This window comes from Vibrio owensii CAIM 1854 = LMG 25443, assembly GCF_000817815.1.
GTDB lineage: Bacteria > Pseudomonadota > Gammaproteobacteria > Enterobacterales > Vibrionaceae > Vibrio > Vibrio owensii.
Genome location: NZ_JPRD01000049.1, coordinates 52,641 through 67,984, shown reverse-complemented (window position 1 = coordinate 67,984; position 15,344 = coordinate 52,641). Strand labels below are relative to the sequence as shown.

14 protein-coding genes are annotated in these 15,344 nt (G+C 46.1%); 8 read left to right on the top strand and 6 right to left on the bottom strand.

Annotated features, from left to right (window positions below):
• Positions 1 to 59: 59 nt before the first annotated feature.
• Positions 60 to 3,212 carry a multidrug efflux RND transporter permease subunit VmeZ gene (gene vmeZ, locus H735_RS23260; protein ID WP_020194141.1) on the bottom strand — a complete coding sequence of 1,051 codons (3,153 nt, stop codon included), beginning with the start codon at positions 3,210 to 3,212 and terminating at the stop codon, positions 60 to 62.
• An 8-nt stretch (positions 3,213 to 3,220) separates the two neighbouring features.
• Positions 3,221 to 4,348 (bottom strand): multidrug efflux RND transporter periplasmic adaptor subunit VmeY, encoded by a 1,128-nt coding sequence (vmeY, locus tag H735_RS23255; RefSeq protein WP_005435881.1) that lies wholly within the window; start codon positions 4,346 to 4,348, stop codon positions 3,221 to 3,223.
• Positions 4,349 to 4,698: 350 nt separating this feature from the next.
• On the opposite strand from vmeY, the gene H735_RS23250 reads away from it, so the two are divergent.
• Entirely contained in the window at positions 4,699 to 5,157 is a 459-nt protein-coding gene (locus tag H735_RS23250) for a dCMP deaminase family protein (RefSeq protein ID WP_005435882.1), read from the top strand.
• A 120-nt stretch (positions 5,158 to 5,277) separates the two neighbouring features.
• On the opposite strand, the gene pepT is transcribed toward H735_RS23250, so the two are convergent.
• Positions 5,278 to 6,507 carry a peptidase T gene (gene pepT / locus H735_RS23245; protein ID WP_020194140.1) on the bottom strand — a complete coding sequence of 410 codons (1,230 nt, stop codon included), beginning with the start codon at positions 6,505 to 6,507 and terminating at the stop codon, positions 5,278 to 5,280.
• Between the two features lie 192 nt (positions 6,508 to 6,699).
• The gene (locus H735_RS23240; protein WP_020194139.1) at positions 6,700 to 7,560 is read right to left on the bottom strand and encodes a DUF6279 family lipoprotein; all 861 of its coding nucleotides are present in this window, start codon (positions 7,558 to 7,560) and stop codon (positions 6,700 to 6,702) included.
• A 263-nt stretch (positions 7,561 to 7,823) separates the two neighbouring features.
• On the opposite strand from H735_RS23240, the gene H735_RS23235 reads away from it, so the two are divergent.
• Complete coding sequence (locus H735_RS23235) at positions 7,824 to 7,997, top strand: hypothetical protein (protein WP_009704747.1); 174 nt, start codon at positions 7,824 to 7,826, stop codon at positions 7,995 to 7,997.
• A gap of 57 nt (positions 7,998 to 8,054) precedes the next feature.
• On the opposite strand, the gene H735_RS23230 is transcribed toward H735_RS23235, so the two are convergent.
• Positions 8,055 to 8,687, bottom strand: coding sequence for a response regulator (locus H735_RS23230; protein ID WP_009704748.1), 633 nt, complete (start codon positions 8,685 to 8,687; stop codon positions 8,055 to 8,057).
• Positions 8,674 to 10,410 carry a nitrate/nitrite two-component system sensor histidine kinase NarQ gene (gene narQ / locus H735_RS23225; protein WP_020194138.1) on the bottom strand — a complete coding sequence of 579 codons (1,737 nt, stop codon included), beginning with the start codon at positions 10,408 to 10,410 and terminating at the stop codon, positions 8,674 to 8,676. The genes H735_RS23230 and narQ overlap by 14 nt, the downstream gene beginning before the upstream one ends.
• 246 nt (positions 10,411 to 10,656) lie before the next feature.
• Here narQ and napF point away from each other — a divergent pair, with 246 nt between their 5' ends.
• From napF to H735_RS30435, 6 genes are all read left to right on the top strand, one after another.
• Positions 10,657 to 11,142: a ferredoxin-type protein NapF gene (napF, locus tag H735_RS23220; protein ID WP_009704750.1), complete on the top strand. Its 486-nt coding sequence runs from the start codon at positions 10,657 to 10,659 to the stop codon at positions 11,140 to 11,142.
• Positions 11,143 to 11,185: 43 nt separating this feature from the next.
• A complete protein-coding gene (locus H735_RS23215; RefSeq protein WP_020194137.1) occupies positions 11,186 to 11,494 on the top strand; it encodes a chaperone NapD in 309 nt (102 codons plus the stop codon).
• Entirely contained in the window at positions 11,491 to 13,980 is a 2,490-nt protein-coding gene (gene napA, locus H735_RS23210) for a periplasmic nitrate reductase subunit alpha (protein WP_009704751.1), read from the top strand. Before H735_RS23215 ends, napA begins: the two co-directional genes overlap by 4 nt.
• Before the next feature lie 76 nt (positions 13,981 to 14,056).
• Positions 14,057 to 14,512, top strand: coding sequence for a nitrate reductase cytochrome c-type subunit (locus H735_RS23205; protein WP_033005082.1), 456 nt, complete (start codon positions 14,057 to 14,059; stop codon positions 14,510 to 14,512).
• Between the two features lie 28 nt (positions 14,513 to 14,540).
• Positions 14,541 to 15,119, top strand: a complete 579-nt coding sequence (locus tag H735_RS23200; RefSeq protein WP_005435291.1) for a NapC/NirT family cytochrome c — start codon at positions 14,541 to 14,543, stop codon at positions 15,117 to 15,119.
• 15 nt (positions 15,120 to 15,134) lie between these two features.
• Positions 15,135 to 15,269: a TIGR02808 family protein gene (locus H735_RS30435; RefSeq protein ID WP_009704753.1), complete on the top strand. Its 135-nt coding sequence runs from the start codon at positions 15,135 to 15,137 to the stop codon at positions 15,267 to 15,269.
• Positions 15,270 to 15,344: the final 75 nt, after the last annotated feature.

The following is a 15,344-nucleotide window of genomic DNA, read 5'->3' as shown; positions in this document are numbered from 1 at the left end:
ACAAAAAGCCCGAAGCACTCTCATGCTTCGGGCTTTTTCTATCTGAGGAAACTCAGTGCTTATTCGTCATCAAGAGGAACAAGCTTAGTGCTACCACCGTGGATCTTCTCACGCTTTCTCTGTACCAGAGCGTAGAAGCCAGGGATCAGGAAGGTACCAGCTAGAAGTACACACAACAGACCACCGATTAGGGAAATACCCAACGAGTTTTGGCTCACGTGACCCGCACCTGCTGCGAAGATCAACGGGAAGATACCCAAGATGAACGACCAAGAAGTCATGTTCACCGCACGGAAACGAAGCTTACCACCTTCTACTGCCGCATTATCAATATCCACATCTTTCTCTTCACGCTCTTGTTTGGCGAATTCCACAATCAGGATTGCGTTCTTCGCCGCGAGCGCTATGAGCAAGACGAGACCTATCTGAGCGTACAAGTTAAGTGGCGTTCCGGTTAGGTTCAACGCAAGGAAAGAACCTAACGTTGCCACAGGTACCACAAGAATGATCGCCAGAGGGATACTCCAACTCTCGTACTGAGCTACCATGAACAAGTAGATAAAGATCAATGCCAACGCAAACGCGTAGATTGCTTGGTTGCCTGCCAATACTTCTTGGTAAGCCATACCCGTCCATTCATAAGTGTAACCTTGCGGTAGAACTTCAGCTGCAACACGCTCCATCGCTGCGATCGCATCACCACTTGAATAGCCCGGTGCTGGTTGGCCTTGAATGATCGCACTACGGTACATGTTGTAACGCCATGCAACATCTGGCTCAAATACTTGCTCGTAACTTACTAACGTGCTCAGCGGCACCATATCGCCACTTAAAGAACGAACGTGGAAACGTTCCAGATCGTCCATGCTGCTACGGTGCTCACTGTCTGCTTGCATGGTTACGCGGAAGTTCTTACCAAACATGGTGAAGTCGTTCACGTACAACGAACCAAGGTTACCTTGCAGTGTTTGGAAAATTGACGACAGTGGAATACCCAACTGCTGTGCTTTTTCACGGTCAATATCCACATAGTAATGCGGTACGTTTGCACGGAAAGTACTGAAGGTATACGCGATTTCTGGCGCTTGGTTAGCGGCCTGAATCATCTCACCCATTACCATCGACAAATCAGTACGGCTACGGCCTAGGGTGTCTTCCAGTACAAACTCGAAGCCTGACGCTGCGCCCATACCCGGTACTGCAGGAGGTCCCATCGCGAATACTACCGCTTGAGGCAGTTCCATCGCAGCACGGCCGTTGATGCGGTTAGCAATTGCGTTAGCAGCGTGTTCACCGTCAAGCGAGTTACGCGTGTCCCAATCATGCAGTTTGATAAACAGAGACGCACCGTTTGATGCTGCTGCACCCGTCATGAATGAGTAACCATTCGCAACGGTTACGCCATCTACGCCCGGCTCTTGCTCAACCATCTTCATCAATTCATTGGTTACTTCCTCGGTACGAGAAAGCGACGCCGAATCCGGAAGCTGAACGTTCACCAACAAGATGCCTTTATCTTCTTGAGGAACAAACGCCGTTGACGTTGTTTTCGCGAAGAACGTTACTGCCGCAACCGCCACGAAGAAGAAAGCAATCAGCAACATAGACTTCTTAACCAAGAAGCCCGCAATTTGACCGTAACGCGCAGTTACGCGCTCTAGACCACGGTTGAACGCTTGGAACCAGTTTGCTGTGTTGCCGCCACCCTGCTTCAGTACCAACGAACATAGTGCTGGAGACAGAGTTAGTGCGTTAATAGACGAGATAGCTACTGAGATACAGATCGTCAATGCGAACTGACGATACATGATACCAGTAATACCCGGAAGCATGGCTACTGGTAGGAATACCGCCAATAGAACCAAGGTCGAGGTAATGATTGGACCCGTTACTTCTTTCATCGCCAACAAAGTTGCTTTACGCGGTGAAATGGTTGGGTCTTTCGCCATGGTGGTATCCACGTTTTCGATAACCAGAATCGCGTCATCTACCACGATACCGATGGCGAGGATCAAACCGAATAGGGTTACCGTGTTGATGGTAAAGCCCGTCGCCTGCATGATGGCGAATGTACCGATAAGGGATACAGGAATCGCAACAACCGGAATCAAGGTTGCACGCGCACTACCAAGGAACAGGTAGGTTACTGCGATTACCAGCAAGATAGCTTCAATCAGCGTTTTCACTACGCCCTTGATCGACTCAGCAACGAATACAGTCGTATCGTAACTGGTCTCGTAAGCCATACCTTCAGGGAAGTTAGTGCTTAAGCGCTCAAGCAAGTCCATAACTGCCTGGCCACTTTCCAGTGCGTTCGCGTCTGACTGTAGTGACAATGCGACGATCGACGCATCTTGACCACGGAACTTACCGTTACCATCGTAGAACTTCTTACCAAGCTCAACACGAGCCACGTCTTTTAGGTATACCGTAGAGCCATCTGAGTTTGCGCGAAGTACTACATCCTCAAACTCGCTCACGCTCTCAAGACGACCTTTGGTCACCAAGTTGAACTGAACTTCTTGAGGGTTGTTGTACGGCGCAGCACCGATACGACCTGCCGCTACCTGTACGTTCTGTTCTGCCAATGCCGAGTAAACGTCGGTTGTCGTGAGGTTCAGGTTAGCCATTTTTTCTGGGTCTAACCAAACACGCATCGCGTATTCACCGCCACCGATAACGTTAACTTCACTGATGCCTTTAACACGCGCCAGCTGGTCTTTTACGTTCAAGTTGATGTAGTTGATAAGGAACTTATCGTCGTACTTACCGTCTGGTGAGTAGAAGTTCAGAACCATCAGCAAGTCAGGAGAACGCTTTTTCACCGTTACGCCTACCATGCGCACTTCTTGAGGCAGTTTGGACTCAATCTGTGATACACGGTTTTGCACGTTAACCTGCGCCATGTCTGGGTCAGTGCCCACATCGAAGGTGACGTTTAAGCTGTAAGAACCATCGTTCGCGCTCTTAGACGACATGTAGATCATGTCTTCTACACCGTTTACGGAGGTTTCTATCGGGTCAGCTATTGCTTGTTCCACAACCTCTGCACTTGCGCCCGTGTAGAATGCGGTCACGCTCACCGATGGCGGACTGATTTTTGGATATTCAGCAACTGGCAAGATCGCTAAAGAGATGGCACCTGCCAACGTCAATATGATCGAAATAACCAGTGCGAATTTTGGTCTTTGAATAAAGAAACGACTTAACATTGCGCCTCCTACTGCTTGTCTTCAGCAGGAGATTGAATGCGCACTTCTACACCGTTACGTACACGTTGTAGACCCTGTGTGATTACAGTGTCGTCTTGTTCCAAACCTTCATTGATGATGATGCCCTGCTCTACTTGAGGGCCAAGTTTCACGTTGCGACGCTCTGCAACATTGCCTTCAGTCATCACCATTGCAAAATCACCCTCTAGGTCAGTTTGCACCGCACGACGAGGAATCACGATAACGTCTTTCGCGTTCTTATCTCGTAGATTCACTTTAATGTGCTGACCAGGAAGAAGTTGTTGTTCTGGGTTTGGTACCAGTGCACGCATCGCAATCGTACCTGTTTGGGTATTGATACGGTTGCCCAAGAAGTCTAACTGACCTAGGTGCTCAAAGTACTCACCGTTTTCCAGTTCAAGTTGAACCTCTACACCACTCGACTCATCACTGCCGTCACCCTTGATGCGATCCATACCAAGCGTTAAGCGCTCACGTTCACTAACGCTGAATGAAGTATGCACTGGGTCTAAGCTAACAAGCGTTGTTAAAATGCCAGAAGAAGGAGAAAGCAGGTCACCCGTACTTACTTTACTGTCGCTGATGCGGCCGCTAAATGGCGCACGAATTTGCGTGTAAGAAAGGTTTACTTCTGCAAGCTTGAGCTGAGCGTTTGCTGCTTCTAACTCAGCACGCGCGCCAAGAAGAGTGGCCGTTAACGCATCAAATTCAGATTGAGAAATACTGCCGCGTGGCAACAAGTTCTTACCTCGTTCGTGGTCAAGTTCCGCTTTCTTCAAGGCAGCTTTAGCTTGAGCTAAGGCCGCTTTTGCACTCGCCACTTGCGCTTCAAAAGAAGAAGGCTCGATGGAGTAAAGCAGTTGTCCTTTCTCGACCATTTGACCTTCATCAAAATGGCGAGCTTCAAGATAGCCAGAGACTTGTGCCGTGATATTTGTATCTTCTACTGCTTCAATGCGACCGATGTAAGATTTGCTCGGCTGGTAGTCGATAATTGTGACATCTTGAGTCACAACAAGAGGAGCTTGGCCCCCCTTCTGGGCATTGTTTGCTTCTCCGCATCCTGCGAGGATAGCTGTTGCCGCCATTAATGCGACGAGTGGTTTCTTTTGCATGTATATACCGTCTTTATAGAACAGGATTCGTTTGACAATACCCTAACCTTACAGGGTGCTTTGTCCGAAAACTTTAAAGGAAACCGGGGAAAGTGTATCAAAGTGTAAGCCAATGAAACGACTCGCAAACATCGTAATTAGCAGGCTATATTTGTTGCGATCCTGTGCTCGAATCGCAATGAAAGTCGTGTAAATGTTGTGGGTTAGAGAACGGAGATTATTTGCACAATGATAGGCCGATAACCTAGTAAAACGAAAACTTCGTAAGCGCAGCGTATGATTTGACTATTTTTTTAAACAAAATGCGTTATCATGCAAGTAATTCAAAGCTTTCGACCGAGAGGATTACTATGATTTCTAAATGGGAGAAACGTTTTTACCAAATGGCTGAGCTTGTGGCGTCTTGGAGTAAAGATCCATCAACACAAGTTGGCGCGGTAATCACTAAAAACAACCGCATTGTTTCTGTTGGCTTTAACGGCTACCCACACGGTGTTTCCGACAGTGTGGATACAGATGAACGTGAACTGAAGTATCTAAAAACGTTGCACGCTGAAGAGAACGCGATTTTGTTCTCTAAACGCGATTTAGACGGTTGTGATATTTGGGTTACCCACTTCCCTTGCCCGAACTGCGCTGCGAAAATCATTCAAACAGGTATTGCACGCGTAAGTTGCCCTGAACAATCTGAAGATTTCTTATCTCGCTGGGGCGACAAGATTCAAGTGAGCCAAGACATGTTCGACCAAGCAGGCGTAGAAGTGAATTGGCTACCAATCAGCGAAATCGAAGAGAAAAGCGTTCGCTAAGTTATCACTGAGCTTTTGTTTGAGCACTCAGGCAACCCTAATCGAAAAAACAAATGAAAAAGCCCAGACACACGTCTGGGCTTTTTTGTTTCTTAATCGTGAGATTAACCAGCGGTAAGATTAACCGTGTTTCTTCGCCGTTAGTTCTGCAATCTTAACGATCACTTGTACCGACTTCTCCATCATCTCCACTGAAATAAACTCATGGATACCGTGGAAGTTATAACCCCCCGTGAAGATGTTTGGACAAGGCAAGCCCATGAACGACAAACGCGCGCCATCTGTACCACCGCGAATTGGCTTGATCAGAGGTTCAACATCGCACGCTTCCATCGCTTGCTTCGCTAAGTCGATAATGTGAGGGTATGGCTCAACCATTTCACGCATGTTGTAATAGCTGTCAGTTAACTTCAACTCAACCGAACCGTGCTTCAAGCCTGCGTTCATGTCATCAACGAGCCTCTGCATAAAGGCTTTACGGCTTTCCAGACCTTCACGGTCGAAGTCACGGATGATGTAACCTAGCTCACTGCGAGCGACACCAAGTTCACCAGATTTTAGGTGGAAGAAGCCTTCATAGCCTTCTGTGGTTTCTGGCGTTTGATCTTCTGGCATCTGCACTTGGAATTTAGCCGCCAAGTTCATTGCATTAACCAATTTACCTTTTGCGGTGCCCGGGTGAACGCTCACGCCATGGAAGATAACGTCTGCACTGGTTGCGTTGAAGTTTTCGTATTCCAACTCACCTTGCGGACCACCATCAATAGTGTAAGCCCACTCAGCACCAAACTTCTCAACATCAAACAAGTCAGCACCACGGCCAATTTCTTCGTCAGGAGTAAAACCAATACAGATGTCACCATGTGGGATTTCTGGGTTTTCAATCAACATCGCGACCGCAGAAAGAATCTCTGCAATGCCCGCTTTGTTGTCAGCGCCAAGAAGCGTTGTGCCATCTGTGGTAATCAGGTTGTGGCCATGAAGCTCATGCAAATCTGGATACTGCACTGGAGAAAGCACTTCATCACCTAGACCAAGTGCGATATCGCCACCTTGGTAATCTTCAATAAATTGTGGTTTTACGTTCTTACCTGAAGCATCAGGAGCCGTGTCCATGTGTGCGATAAAACCAATTGCTGGCACATCATAATCAACGTTAGATGGCAGCTTAGCCATTAGGTAGCCATTGTCACTCAAGGTCACATTGCTTAAACCAAGTTCAATCATTTCTTTTTTAAGCTGCTGAGCAAATACAAGTTGCCCGCCGCTGCTTGGGCAAGCTGATTCGTGGGGATTAGATTGAGTATCGAACGTGACGTAGCGAAGAAATCTTTCAACTAAATGCTTCATAATTATTCTCATTGTTTTGAGCGAAGGATGCCACGCACAGGGATGTAAGGTGTGCGAGGATCCTATCCAACATGGTTCGACAAGCCATGTTACGCTCATGCCACAATAAGAATTTGCTTTGAATCAGTTTTTCATCAGAAAGTGCTGACACGCCACATCAGCACTCACATTAAGGGATTGTTTTATCGAGAATTAATTCAATAAGTCTTCAGCAAGTTCACGCCATTCGCGGATTTTTCCGTGGAAATGTCGCCACTGTTTATCACTCATTGTTTGAGAAATATCTAGGGTGAATTGATCCGTTAGAGTGATATTATGATCAATATTCTTGGTCAGTTGATCACTATAATAACTTTCCGGCTCAAACAGGAGCTGCATGAATACCTGCTGGTAAACCACGCTATTGTTTTTATTTTCGAAAAGATACTCTAATTCCTGAATTATAGAGGAACGATAATCACGCCATAATGGGCTATTAATTATCACATCTTGAGAAAGCTGTTTGGCACGTGCTTTTTGCTTGTTAGATAATTTACCTAACCATTCTTCCATCCACTCCTCTGTATTCTCTAAGACAATTTCTCGCAGCTCTTGTTCCGTTTTCCCTGCATATTTTTCATCTCGTTCTTTGTAACGCTCTTTTACGCTATCGACGAACTCCGATTCTTGCTTACTGTCTAACTGCATACTCAGCGAGAACAGGTCTGGCGCGGCTTTCGAGACAAGACGTTGGTAATGGTCTCGCATTTGATCTCGGTTAGCTTGCAATGACTCTAGTGTCACGTTGTCTTTATTCAGTGACTCTAATTGTTTTAAGTGATCGATATATAAGGGTAATTCCTCTTCTTTATGCCAATCCGCCAATAATAAGATACGTTCTTCCAACAGAGCTTCTTGCTCACCATCTAATGAGACGTAGTCATCCAAATATTCAATCACGACCCAATCAATATTGCTGTATAAAAACTTTTTCGCGCAGCCAGCGAGTACCAGAATAGATATCAAAATACATCCGTATCGAACCGCGTTATTAGATAAACTTTTTAATTTCATCACCGATCCATATTCCCTTTTCCATTGATTAAGTTCTATACTCAATCTTAATCACTTATTATTGCGGCAAACTTTCGTCAGTACGGCAAAGTGACATTGCCACTCATGTAGTATATAGAGTTTGAAATTAACTTTTTTATCACAACTATTCGCAAAAAAGTGAGTTAGTGCGCAATTATCGACCAAAACTTGAACGAAACGGCGTTCCTTATATGGCATATAATTTGCATCAATAACATCAGGATAGTTTATGGAGGCGTAGCATGGCTGCTGCTGAGCAACTTGATACGAGTGTAGAGTACGAGATTCGTTACTTTGAACAGGGGAAAATGCACAGTATGAGAGTCGTCGCGGAAGATAAGAACGCGGCACATCATTACTACTTGGAGTGCGGCAAGCATAACAGTGATTTGTATTCGATTCGCCCAGACAAATAAAAAACCGCCAGTGATTGGCGGTTTTTTTGTGCTTAAGATGCGCTTAGCTTTGGGCGGTTATTTGATTTCGCCAAAACGCTCTAGGTAAAGCACAGTCGCGGCGGTGCGAGAAGGCACTTTGAGCTTTTTCAACAAGCTCTTCATGTGCACTTTCACCGTTGACTCAGAGATAAACAGACGATCTGCAATTTGCTTATTACGGAAGCCACGTGCGACCTCTTGCAAGATCTGCGTTTCTCGGTCAGTAAGCGTGTCAAACACGTCTTCTTGCCCTTCACGTTCGTTCAGGTACTTAGCCACGGCTTGGCTGTATGCCTTGTCACCCTCGTGTGCTTGTTTTAGCAACTCAACCAACTCATCTGGCTCGGTATCTTTCAACAAGTAACCATCAGCACCACTTCGCACGATCGCTTCGATGTCCGCAGGGCTATCTGATACCGTTAGGATAACGATACGAGCTTCACAGCCATCCGCGCGCAGCGCTTTCAGCGTATCTAGGCCCGACATGCCCTTCATGTTCAGATCAAGAAGTACCAAATCCAGTTCTAGTTCGTGAGCTTTAGCAACCGCATCTGCGCCGCTGCTCGCCTCTGCAACCACTTCAAACTCTGGCTCGAAACTGAGAAGCTGATGAATACCACGTCTCATGAGTGGGTGATCATCCACCAGCATTACTTTACACACTGTCAATGTTTACTTCCTTACTATGTTGGAATTCTAGTCTTACGATACAGCCACTATTCTTCGCTGCCTCTATTCTGAGGTCGGCGTGCAACCTTGCTGCACGCTCTTGCATGATGCTCATACCGTAATGATTTAATTTTTCATCTTGTTGCTCAAAGCCTATACCATCATCGGTGACCGTCACTGTGACTGTCCCTTCAGAATCAAGACATTGAATCTCAATATTTTTAGCTTGAGCGTGCTTGATCGCATTAATTGTCGCTTCTCTGATCAACTGTAGTAGATGTACTTGTTGGTGCGCATCTAATTCTGTTGAAGATAGCTTGTTATTGAGAGAGATTTCAGCCGCCGTTTGATCGTCTAGCGTCGAAACCATCTCTTGAAGTGCCTGACCAAAACTGCCCTCTTTTATCGTGAGACGGAATGTAGTCAGCAATTCACGTAACTGGGTGTAGGCCGCTGAAAGCCCGGTATCTAATTCAGCAATCACTTGATTAGTTTGCGCGATCGCTTCCTCATCAGGGATGTTCTTCACACTGCGTTTTAACAGCGACACTTGAATCTTCAGATAAGACAAGGCTTGAGCCAATGAATCATGAAGCTCACGAGCAATGGTGGCACGCTCTTCCATCAGCAATAATTGCTCGGCTTGTCGTTGCGCTCGGTTGTAATATACCGCACGAGATAAGATTTGAACAAAGTTATCAATAAGGGACTCATTTGGGCAAGGTAGCCCTACTTTCCAATGCAAGAAGCCAAGATGCTCGCCATCTAAAGTAAGCGGCTTACTGTGGCATTCATTGTCACACTCATGACGACACTCTTCCCCTTCCGTAAGGATCCAATTTGGTTCCCCAATTTGATCAATTTCGAGCTTAACAGCACGAATTCCTTCCAAACTTGCAATATGTTGTAAAATCGCTTGGAAATTTTCTTGATGAATACGAGAAGCGGTCAACTCTTTTGATGAATCATACAGTACTTGGAGTGTTTGGTTTGCATGTTGAAGCTTGCGCGTTTTCTCATCCACCGCCAGCTCTAACCCTCGATATAACTTCCCTAAATCAGTCGCCATCCGATTGAAAGTTCGAGTTAAAATGCCCATTTCATTGTCACTCGATACATTCAATGAAACGTCAAAAGAACGGTTCTGGATCTGCTCGCTGGCAAACACTAATGCGCGTAATGGTCTTACGACTTCTAGCCTCACAAAGTGCACAACAAACATGCTCACGCACAAGATCCCGCCGAGCCCTAATCCACCAATCCACGCTAAGTTAATCAGTTTTTGTTCAGAATAGTTCTGTAGCTTAAACACGAAACCATCAATTTGTTGAACAAAACCAGCCACTAACACCAAATACTGATCTCTGTCTTGGCTCTTTAATACGGTTTTCAGCTCGTGCCAGCGAAGAATCAGTCGATAGTAATCTTTTGTAATATCTTCAGGGACCGACCAATGTTGCAGTGCGAGCATCGAGTGGGAATAAATAGACTGCTCAAATAAATCAATATGTGAAGAATAATCGACAGATTCGCTTTGAATATCATGGGCTAAGCGATAGCTCTGCATTCGCATAGAGCCAGAAACGTTGACGGCCTCTGCGTCATTTAAGCTCGACGCAAGAGTGAAAATAGCAAAGCCAGTGGTTGCGACAGAAAGAAGCAAAATCAACATCATGGCAGACGCAATCGTGCGCGTTACTGACTTTTTCACATTTTTAAACAACTCTGAACTCCGCTCATTTGATAACCATGTTTGCCTTTATACAACACGTATTATCTTTCAACTTTATCAATATGTGATCACCTGCGACGGAATTTATTGATCCAAAACAATATTGCGTCCTAATTACCCCCTAAGAGGTATTTATAGATATATGTCAAAAACTACAATTTCGTGTACTTAAATGACAGTTTATTAATGAAATTGTGGACTATGCTTAGTTTGGGTTTCAATTTCCGAGGTGACTAAGTGGTAGACCTTTCTAGAAGAAGACTTTTTGCACGTAAAGCGCAGCCAGATAATTCGGTACGTCTTCCTTGGTTAGCTAAGCCGACTCAATTCACAGACGATTGCACTCGCTGCGGTAAATGCATCGAGGCTTGTGAAACTAAGATTATAACCAAAAGCGACGGCGGATTTCCTGCGGTCGATTTTTCGATTGATGAATGCACGTTTTGTTACCAGTGCGCTGAAGCTTGTCCAGAACCGCTATTCTTAGCAGAAGCTGAACAACCATGGCACGCAAAAGCAAGCATCAACGAAAGCTGTTTAGCAAAACAAAATGTCGAATGCCGAAGCTGTGGGGACATGTGCGACCCGATGGCAATCCAGTTCAAGTTAGAACTTGGCAAAGTAGCACAACCAAATTTAGACCTTGATGAGTGTAACGGCTGCGGCGCCTGTGTTTCAGTGTGCCCTACTTCATCCATCAATGTGAGCAATATAACAGCCTAGCCGTTAGTGGTCGGCGCGAAAGGCGATAAAACGAGAGAGATGTATGTCACTAAACGAAGTGCACATTTCGAGTCTGGTAGTCCATGTTCTGCCTGAACATCTGGCTGAGGTCAAAACCCAGATTGAAGCGTACGAAAACGCGGAAATCTACGGTGACAGCCCAGAAGGCAAAATCGTGGTGGTGCTAGAAACTGAGAACCAAGGTTTCATCACCGACACTATCGATGCGATTAATAATTTACCGAATGTCTTGAGCACAGTACTGGTTTATCACCAAATCGAAACTGGGCTTGGAGAAACGGAAGAAAAAGACACTGGAACACAACATTCCCAAATCGAGGGTGAAGTATGAAAATGACAAGACGTGCGTTTGTGAAAGCAAACGCGGCTGCATCAGCTGCTGCTGTCGCAGGTATTACACTACCGGCTTCTGCAACCAATCTGATTGCAAGCTCTGATCAAACTAAAATCACATGGGACAAAGCGCCTTGTCGTTTCTGTGGTACAGGCTGTTCTGTTCTTGTTGGTACACAAAACGGCAAAGTGGTAGCAACTCAGGGTGACCCTGAAGCACCAGTAAACAAAGGCCTTAACTGTATCAAAGGTTACTTCCTTTCTAAGATCATGTACGGTCAAGACCGTCTGACTCAGCCTCTTCTTCGAATGAAAGATGGCAAATACAACAAAGATGGCGACTTCACTCCTGTATCTTGGGATGCGGCTTTCGACATCATGGCTGAGAAATGGAAAGCTTCTCTAGAGAAGAAAGGCCCAACAAGCATCGGTATGTTTGGTTCTGGTCAATGGACCGTAATGGAAGGTTACGCTGCCGCTAAAATGATGAAAGCGGGCTTCCGTTCTAACAACATCGACCCGAACGCACGTCACTGTATGGCGTCTGCAGTAGTAGGCTTCATGCGTGCATTTGGTATCGATGAACCAATGGGTTGTTACGATGACTTCGAGAACGCAGATGCCTTCGTTCTTTGGGGTTCAAACATGGCAGAAATGCACCCAGTTCTTTGGACTCGTATTACCGACCGTCGCCTAAGCCACCCTCACGTTAAAGTGAACGTGCTTTCTACTTACTACCACCGTTCATTTGAGTTGGCAGACCACGGCTACATTTTCAATCCTCAGTCTGACCTTGCGATTGCTAACTTCATCGCAAACTACATCATCGAAAACGATGCAGTAAACTGGGACTTCGTGAACAAGCACACGAACTTCACTCAAGCAGATACTGACATCGGCTACGGTCTACGTGACGATGATCCGCTACAAAAAGCAGCGAAGAACCCGAACTCTGGCAAGCTAACTTCTATCTCTTTCGAAGAGTACAAGAAGTCAGTTGCACCATACACTGTAGAGAAAGCATCTGAAATCTCTGGTGTAGAGAAAGAAAAACTGATTGAGCTTGCGAAGCAATACGCGGATCCAAACACGAAAGTTATGTCTCTATGGACGATGGGTATGAACCAACATACTCGTGGTGTATGGATGAACAACTTGGTTTACAACATCCACCTACTAACCGGTAAGATTGCGACTCCGGGTAACAGCCCATTCTCACTAACAGGTCAGCCATCAGCGTGTGGTACGGCTCGTGAGGTTGGTACGTTTGCTCACCGTCTACCAGCAGACATGGTGGTTGCTAACCCTAAACACCGTAAGATCGCAGAAGACATCTGGAAACTACCAGAAGGTACTATTCCACCAAAACCTGGCTTCCACGCAGTACTTCAAGACCGTATGTTGCATGACGGCGTTCTTAACTGTTACTGGGTTCAATGTAACAACAACATGCAAGCAGGTCCGAACATCAACACTGAACGTCTTCCTGGTTACCGTAACCCAGAGAACTTCATCGTTGTATCTGACCCATACCCAACAGCAACAGCGCAAGCAGCTGACCTTATCCTTCCTACAGCAATGTGGATCGAGAAAGAAGGTGCTTACGGTAACGCAGAGCGTCGTACTCAGGCTTGGTACCAACAAGTTGAGACTATTGGCGATGCGAAGTCTGACCTATGGCAGGTAATGGAATTTGCAAAACGCTTCAAGATGGAAGAAGTGTGGCCAGAAGAGCTACTTGCAAAAGCACCAGAATACCGCGGTAAGACAATGTACGACATGCTGTTCAAGAACGGTCAAGTCGACAAGTTCCCTATTGAAGAAGCGCGTGAGATGAACGATGACGCACACCACTTCGGCTACTACGTACAGAAAGGTCTGTTCGAAGAGTACGCGACGTTTGGTCGTGGTCACGGTCACGACTTAGCACCATACGATGTTTACCACACAGTACGTGGTCTACGTTGGCCGGTTGTTGATGGCAAAGAAACACAATGGCGCTTTAAAGAAGGCTCTGACCCGTACGCGAAAGCTGGTTCAGGTTGGGACTTCTACGGCAATGCTGATGGTAAAGCGAAGATCATCTCTGCACCATACGAAGCGCCACCAGAGGTGCCGAACGAAGAGTTTGACCTATGGCTATGTACTGGCCGTGTTCTTGAGCACTGGCACACCGGTACTATGACTCGTCGTGTACCAGAGCTTTACAAAGCGGTTCCTGACGCGGTGGTTTACATGCACCCTGCGGATGCGAAGAAACGTAACGTTCGTCGCGGAGAAGAAGTTCTGATTGCAAACAAACGTGGTGAAGTACGCGTTCGCGTTGAAACTCGCGGCCGTAACCGTCCACCTGAAGGCTTGGTATTCGTACCGTTCTTTGATGCCCGTATTTTGATTAACAAGTTGATCCTTGATGCGACTGACCCACTGTCAAAACAGACAGACTTTAAGAAGTGTCCAGTCAAAATCACCAAAGTCGCTTAACCGTCAAATAACGAATGCAAGGGCCGTCTACTCGGCGGCCTAAAAAGAATTTAAGCCATAAGGCGGAGATGAAATGATGAAAAAATACCTTATCGCACTTTTATCTGTAGGTGCTTTGTTGACAGGCGTTGCACAAGCTGAGCTGGACAATCCAGGTGGCACAGGCGGTCTAGACTCGCTACGTGGTACTGCACAACTTGAAGACACGCGTCCTGCAGATGATTTCAAAGACTTTCCAAAAGACCAAATCGTTGCAGACAGCTTTGTATATCAGCCGCCACTGATCCCACATAGCATCCGTAACTACGAAGTGTCTTTGAACGCAAACAAATGTCTAGCATGTCACAGCTGGAAAAATGCTAAAGACGCAGGCGCTACCAAAATCAGTGTAACGCACTACGTTAACCGTGAAGACGCGGTACTGGCAGATATGTCGCCACGTCGTTACTTCTGTTTGCAATGTCACGTTCCACAAACAAGTGCTACTCCACTAGTGGAAAACGAGTTTAAGGCAGTCGATTCGCTTCAGTAATTGAAACGCGAGTACTAAGAGGTTACTTATGAAAATACTTAAAGCGTTTTGGAAGAGACTGTCGAGCCCGAGTAAAGCTGCCGCTGGTATCGTTTTATTCTTAGGCTTTACTGGTGGTCTTCTATTTTGGGGCGCGTTCAACACGGGTATGGAAGCGACCAACACAGAAGAGTTCTGTTCTGGCTGTCACGCTCCAATCGTTGCTGAAATTCAAGAAACGATTCACTACTCGAACCGCTCTGGTGTTCGTGCGATCTGTTCAGACTGTCACGTACCACACGAATGGACTGATAAAATCGTTCGTAAAGTTCAGGCATCTAAAGAGCTATTTGCGCACTTCGTAACGAAGACGATCGACACGCCGGAGAAATTCCAAGCACGTCGTGAGCACTTGGCAGAACGTGAATGGGCACGAATGAAGAAAAACGACTCACTTGAGTGTCGTAACTGTCACGAGTTCGACTTCATGGATTACTCTCAACAGGGTAAACGTGCAGCTGAACAACACTCAACCGCTCTGGCTTCAGGCGAGAAAACGTGTGTAGACTGTCACAAAGGTATCGCACACAAACTGCCTGACATGCACGGCGTTGAAGGCTGGCAATAAGGAGAAACAAAGACAATGAGTAATCTTGAATCCTTTATCTGGCATTTCCTTGGGTACAGTGCAATGCCAGTCATTATTCTTTCCGGCTTTGTCGGAGTAGCAGCAGTCTCTCTATGGCTACTCTCACTAGGTAAGGATAAAGAGGTTTAATCTGCCTCAAATCAGTCGACATTTTTGCCTATTTTGTTGACGGAAAACGCCAAGCATTTGCTTGGCGTTTTTTCT

Coding starts and splice junctions, on each gene's coding strand:
- vmeZ (WP_020194141.1), bottom strand. CDS start 3,212: ATGTTAAGTCGTTTCTTTATTCAAAGACCAAAATTCGCACTGGTTATT.
- vmeY (WP_005435881.1), bottom strand. CDS start 4,348: ATGCAAAAGAAACCACTCGTCGCATTAATGGCGGCAACAGCTATCCTC.
- H735_RS23250 (WP_005435882.1), top strand. CDS start 4,699: ATGATTTCTAAATGGGAGAAACGTTTTTACCAAATGGCTGAGCTTGTG.
- pepT (WP_020194140.1), bottom strand. CDS start 6,507: ATGAAGCATTTAGTTGAAAGATTTCTTCGCTACGTCACGTTCGATACT.
- H735_RS23240 (WP_020194139.1), bottom strand. CDS start 7,560: ATGAAATTAAAAAGTTTATCTAATAACGCGGTTCGATACGGATGTATT.
- H735_RS23235 (WP_009704747.1), top strand. CDS start 7,824: ATGGCTGCTGCTGAGCAACTTGATACGAGTGTAGAGTACGAGATTCGT.
- H735_RS23215 (WP_020194137.1), top strand. CDS start 11,186: ATGTCACTAAACGAAGTGCACATTTCGAGTCTGGTAGTCCATGTTCTG.
- napA (WP_009704751.1), top strand. CDS start 11,491: ATGAAAATGACAAGACGTGCGTTTGTGAAAGCAAACGCGGCTGCATCA.
- H735_RS23205 (WP_033005082.1), top strand. CDS start 14,057: ATGAAAAAATACCTTATCGCACTTTTATCTGTAGGTGCTTTGTTGACA.
- H735_RS23200 (WP_005435291.1), top strand. CDS start 14,541: ATGAAAATACTTAAAGCGTTTTGGAAGAGACTGTCGAGCCCGAGTAAA.
- H735_RS30435 (WP_009704753.1), top strand. CDS start 15,135: ATGAGTAATCTTGAATCCTTTATCTGGCATTTCCTTGGGTACAGTGCA.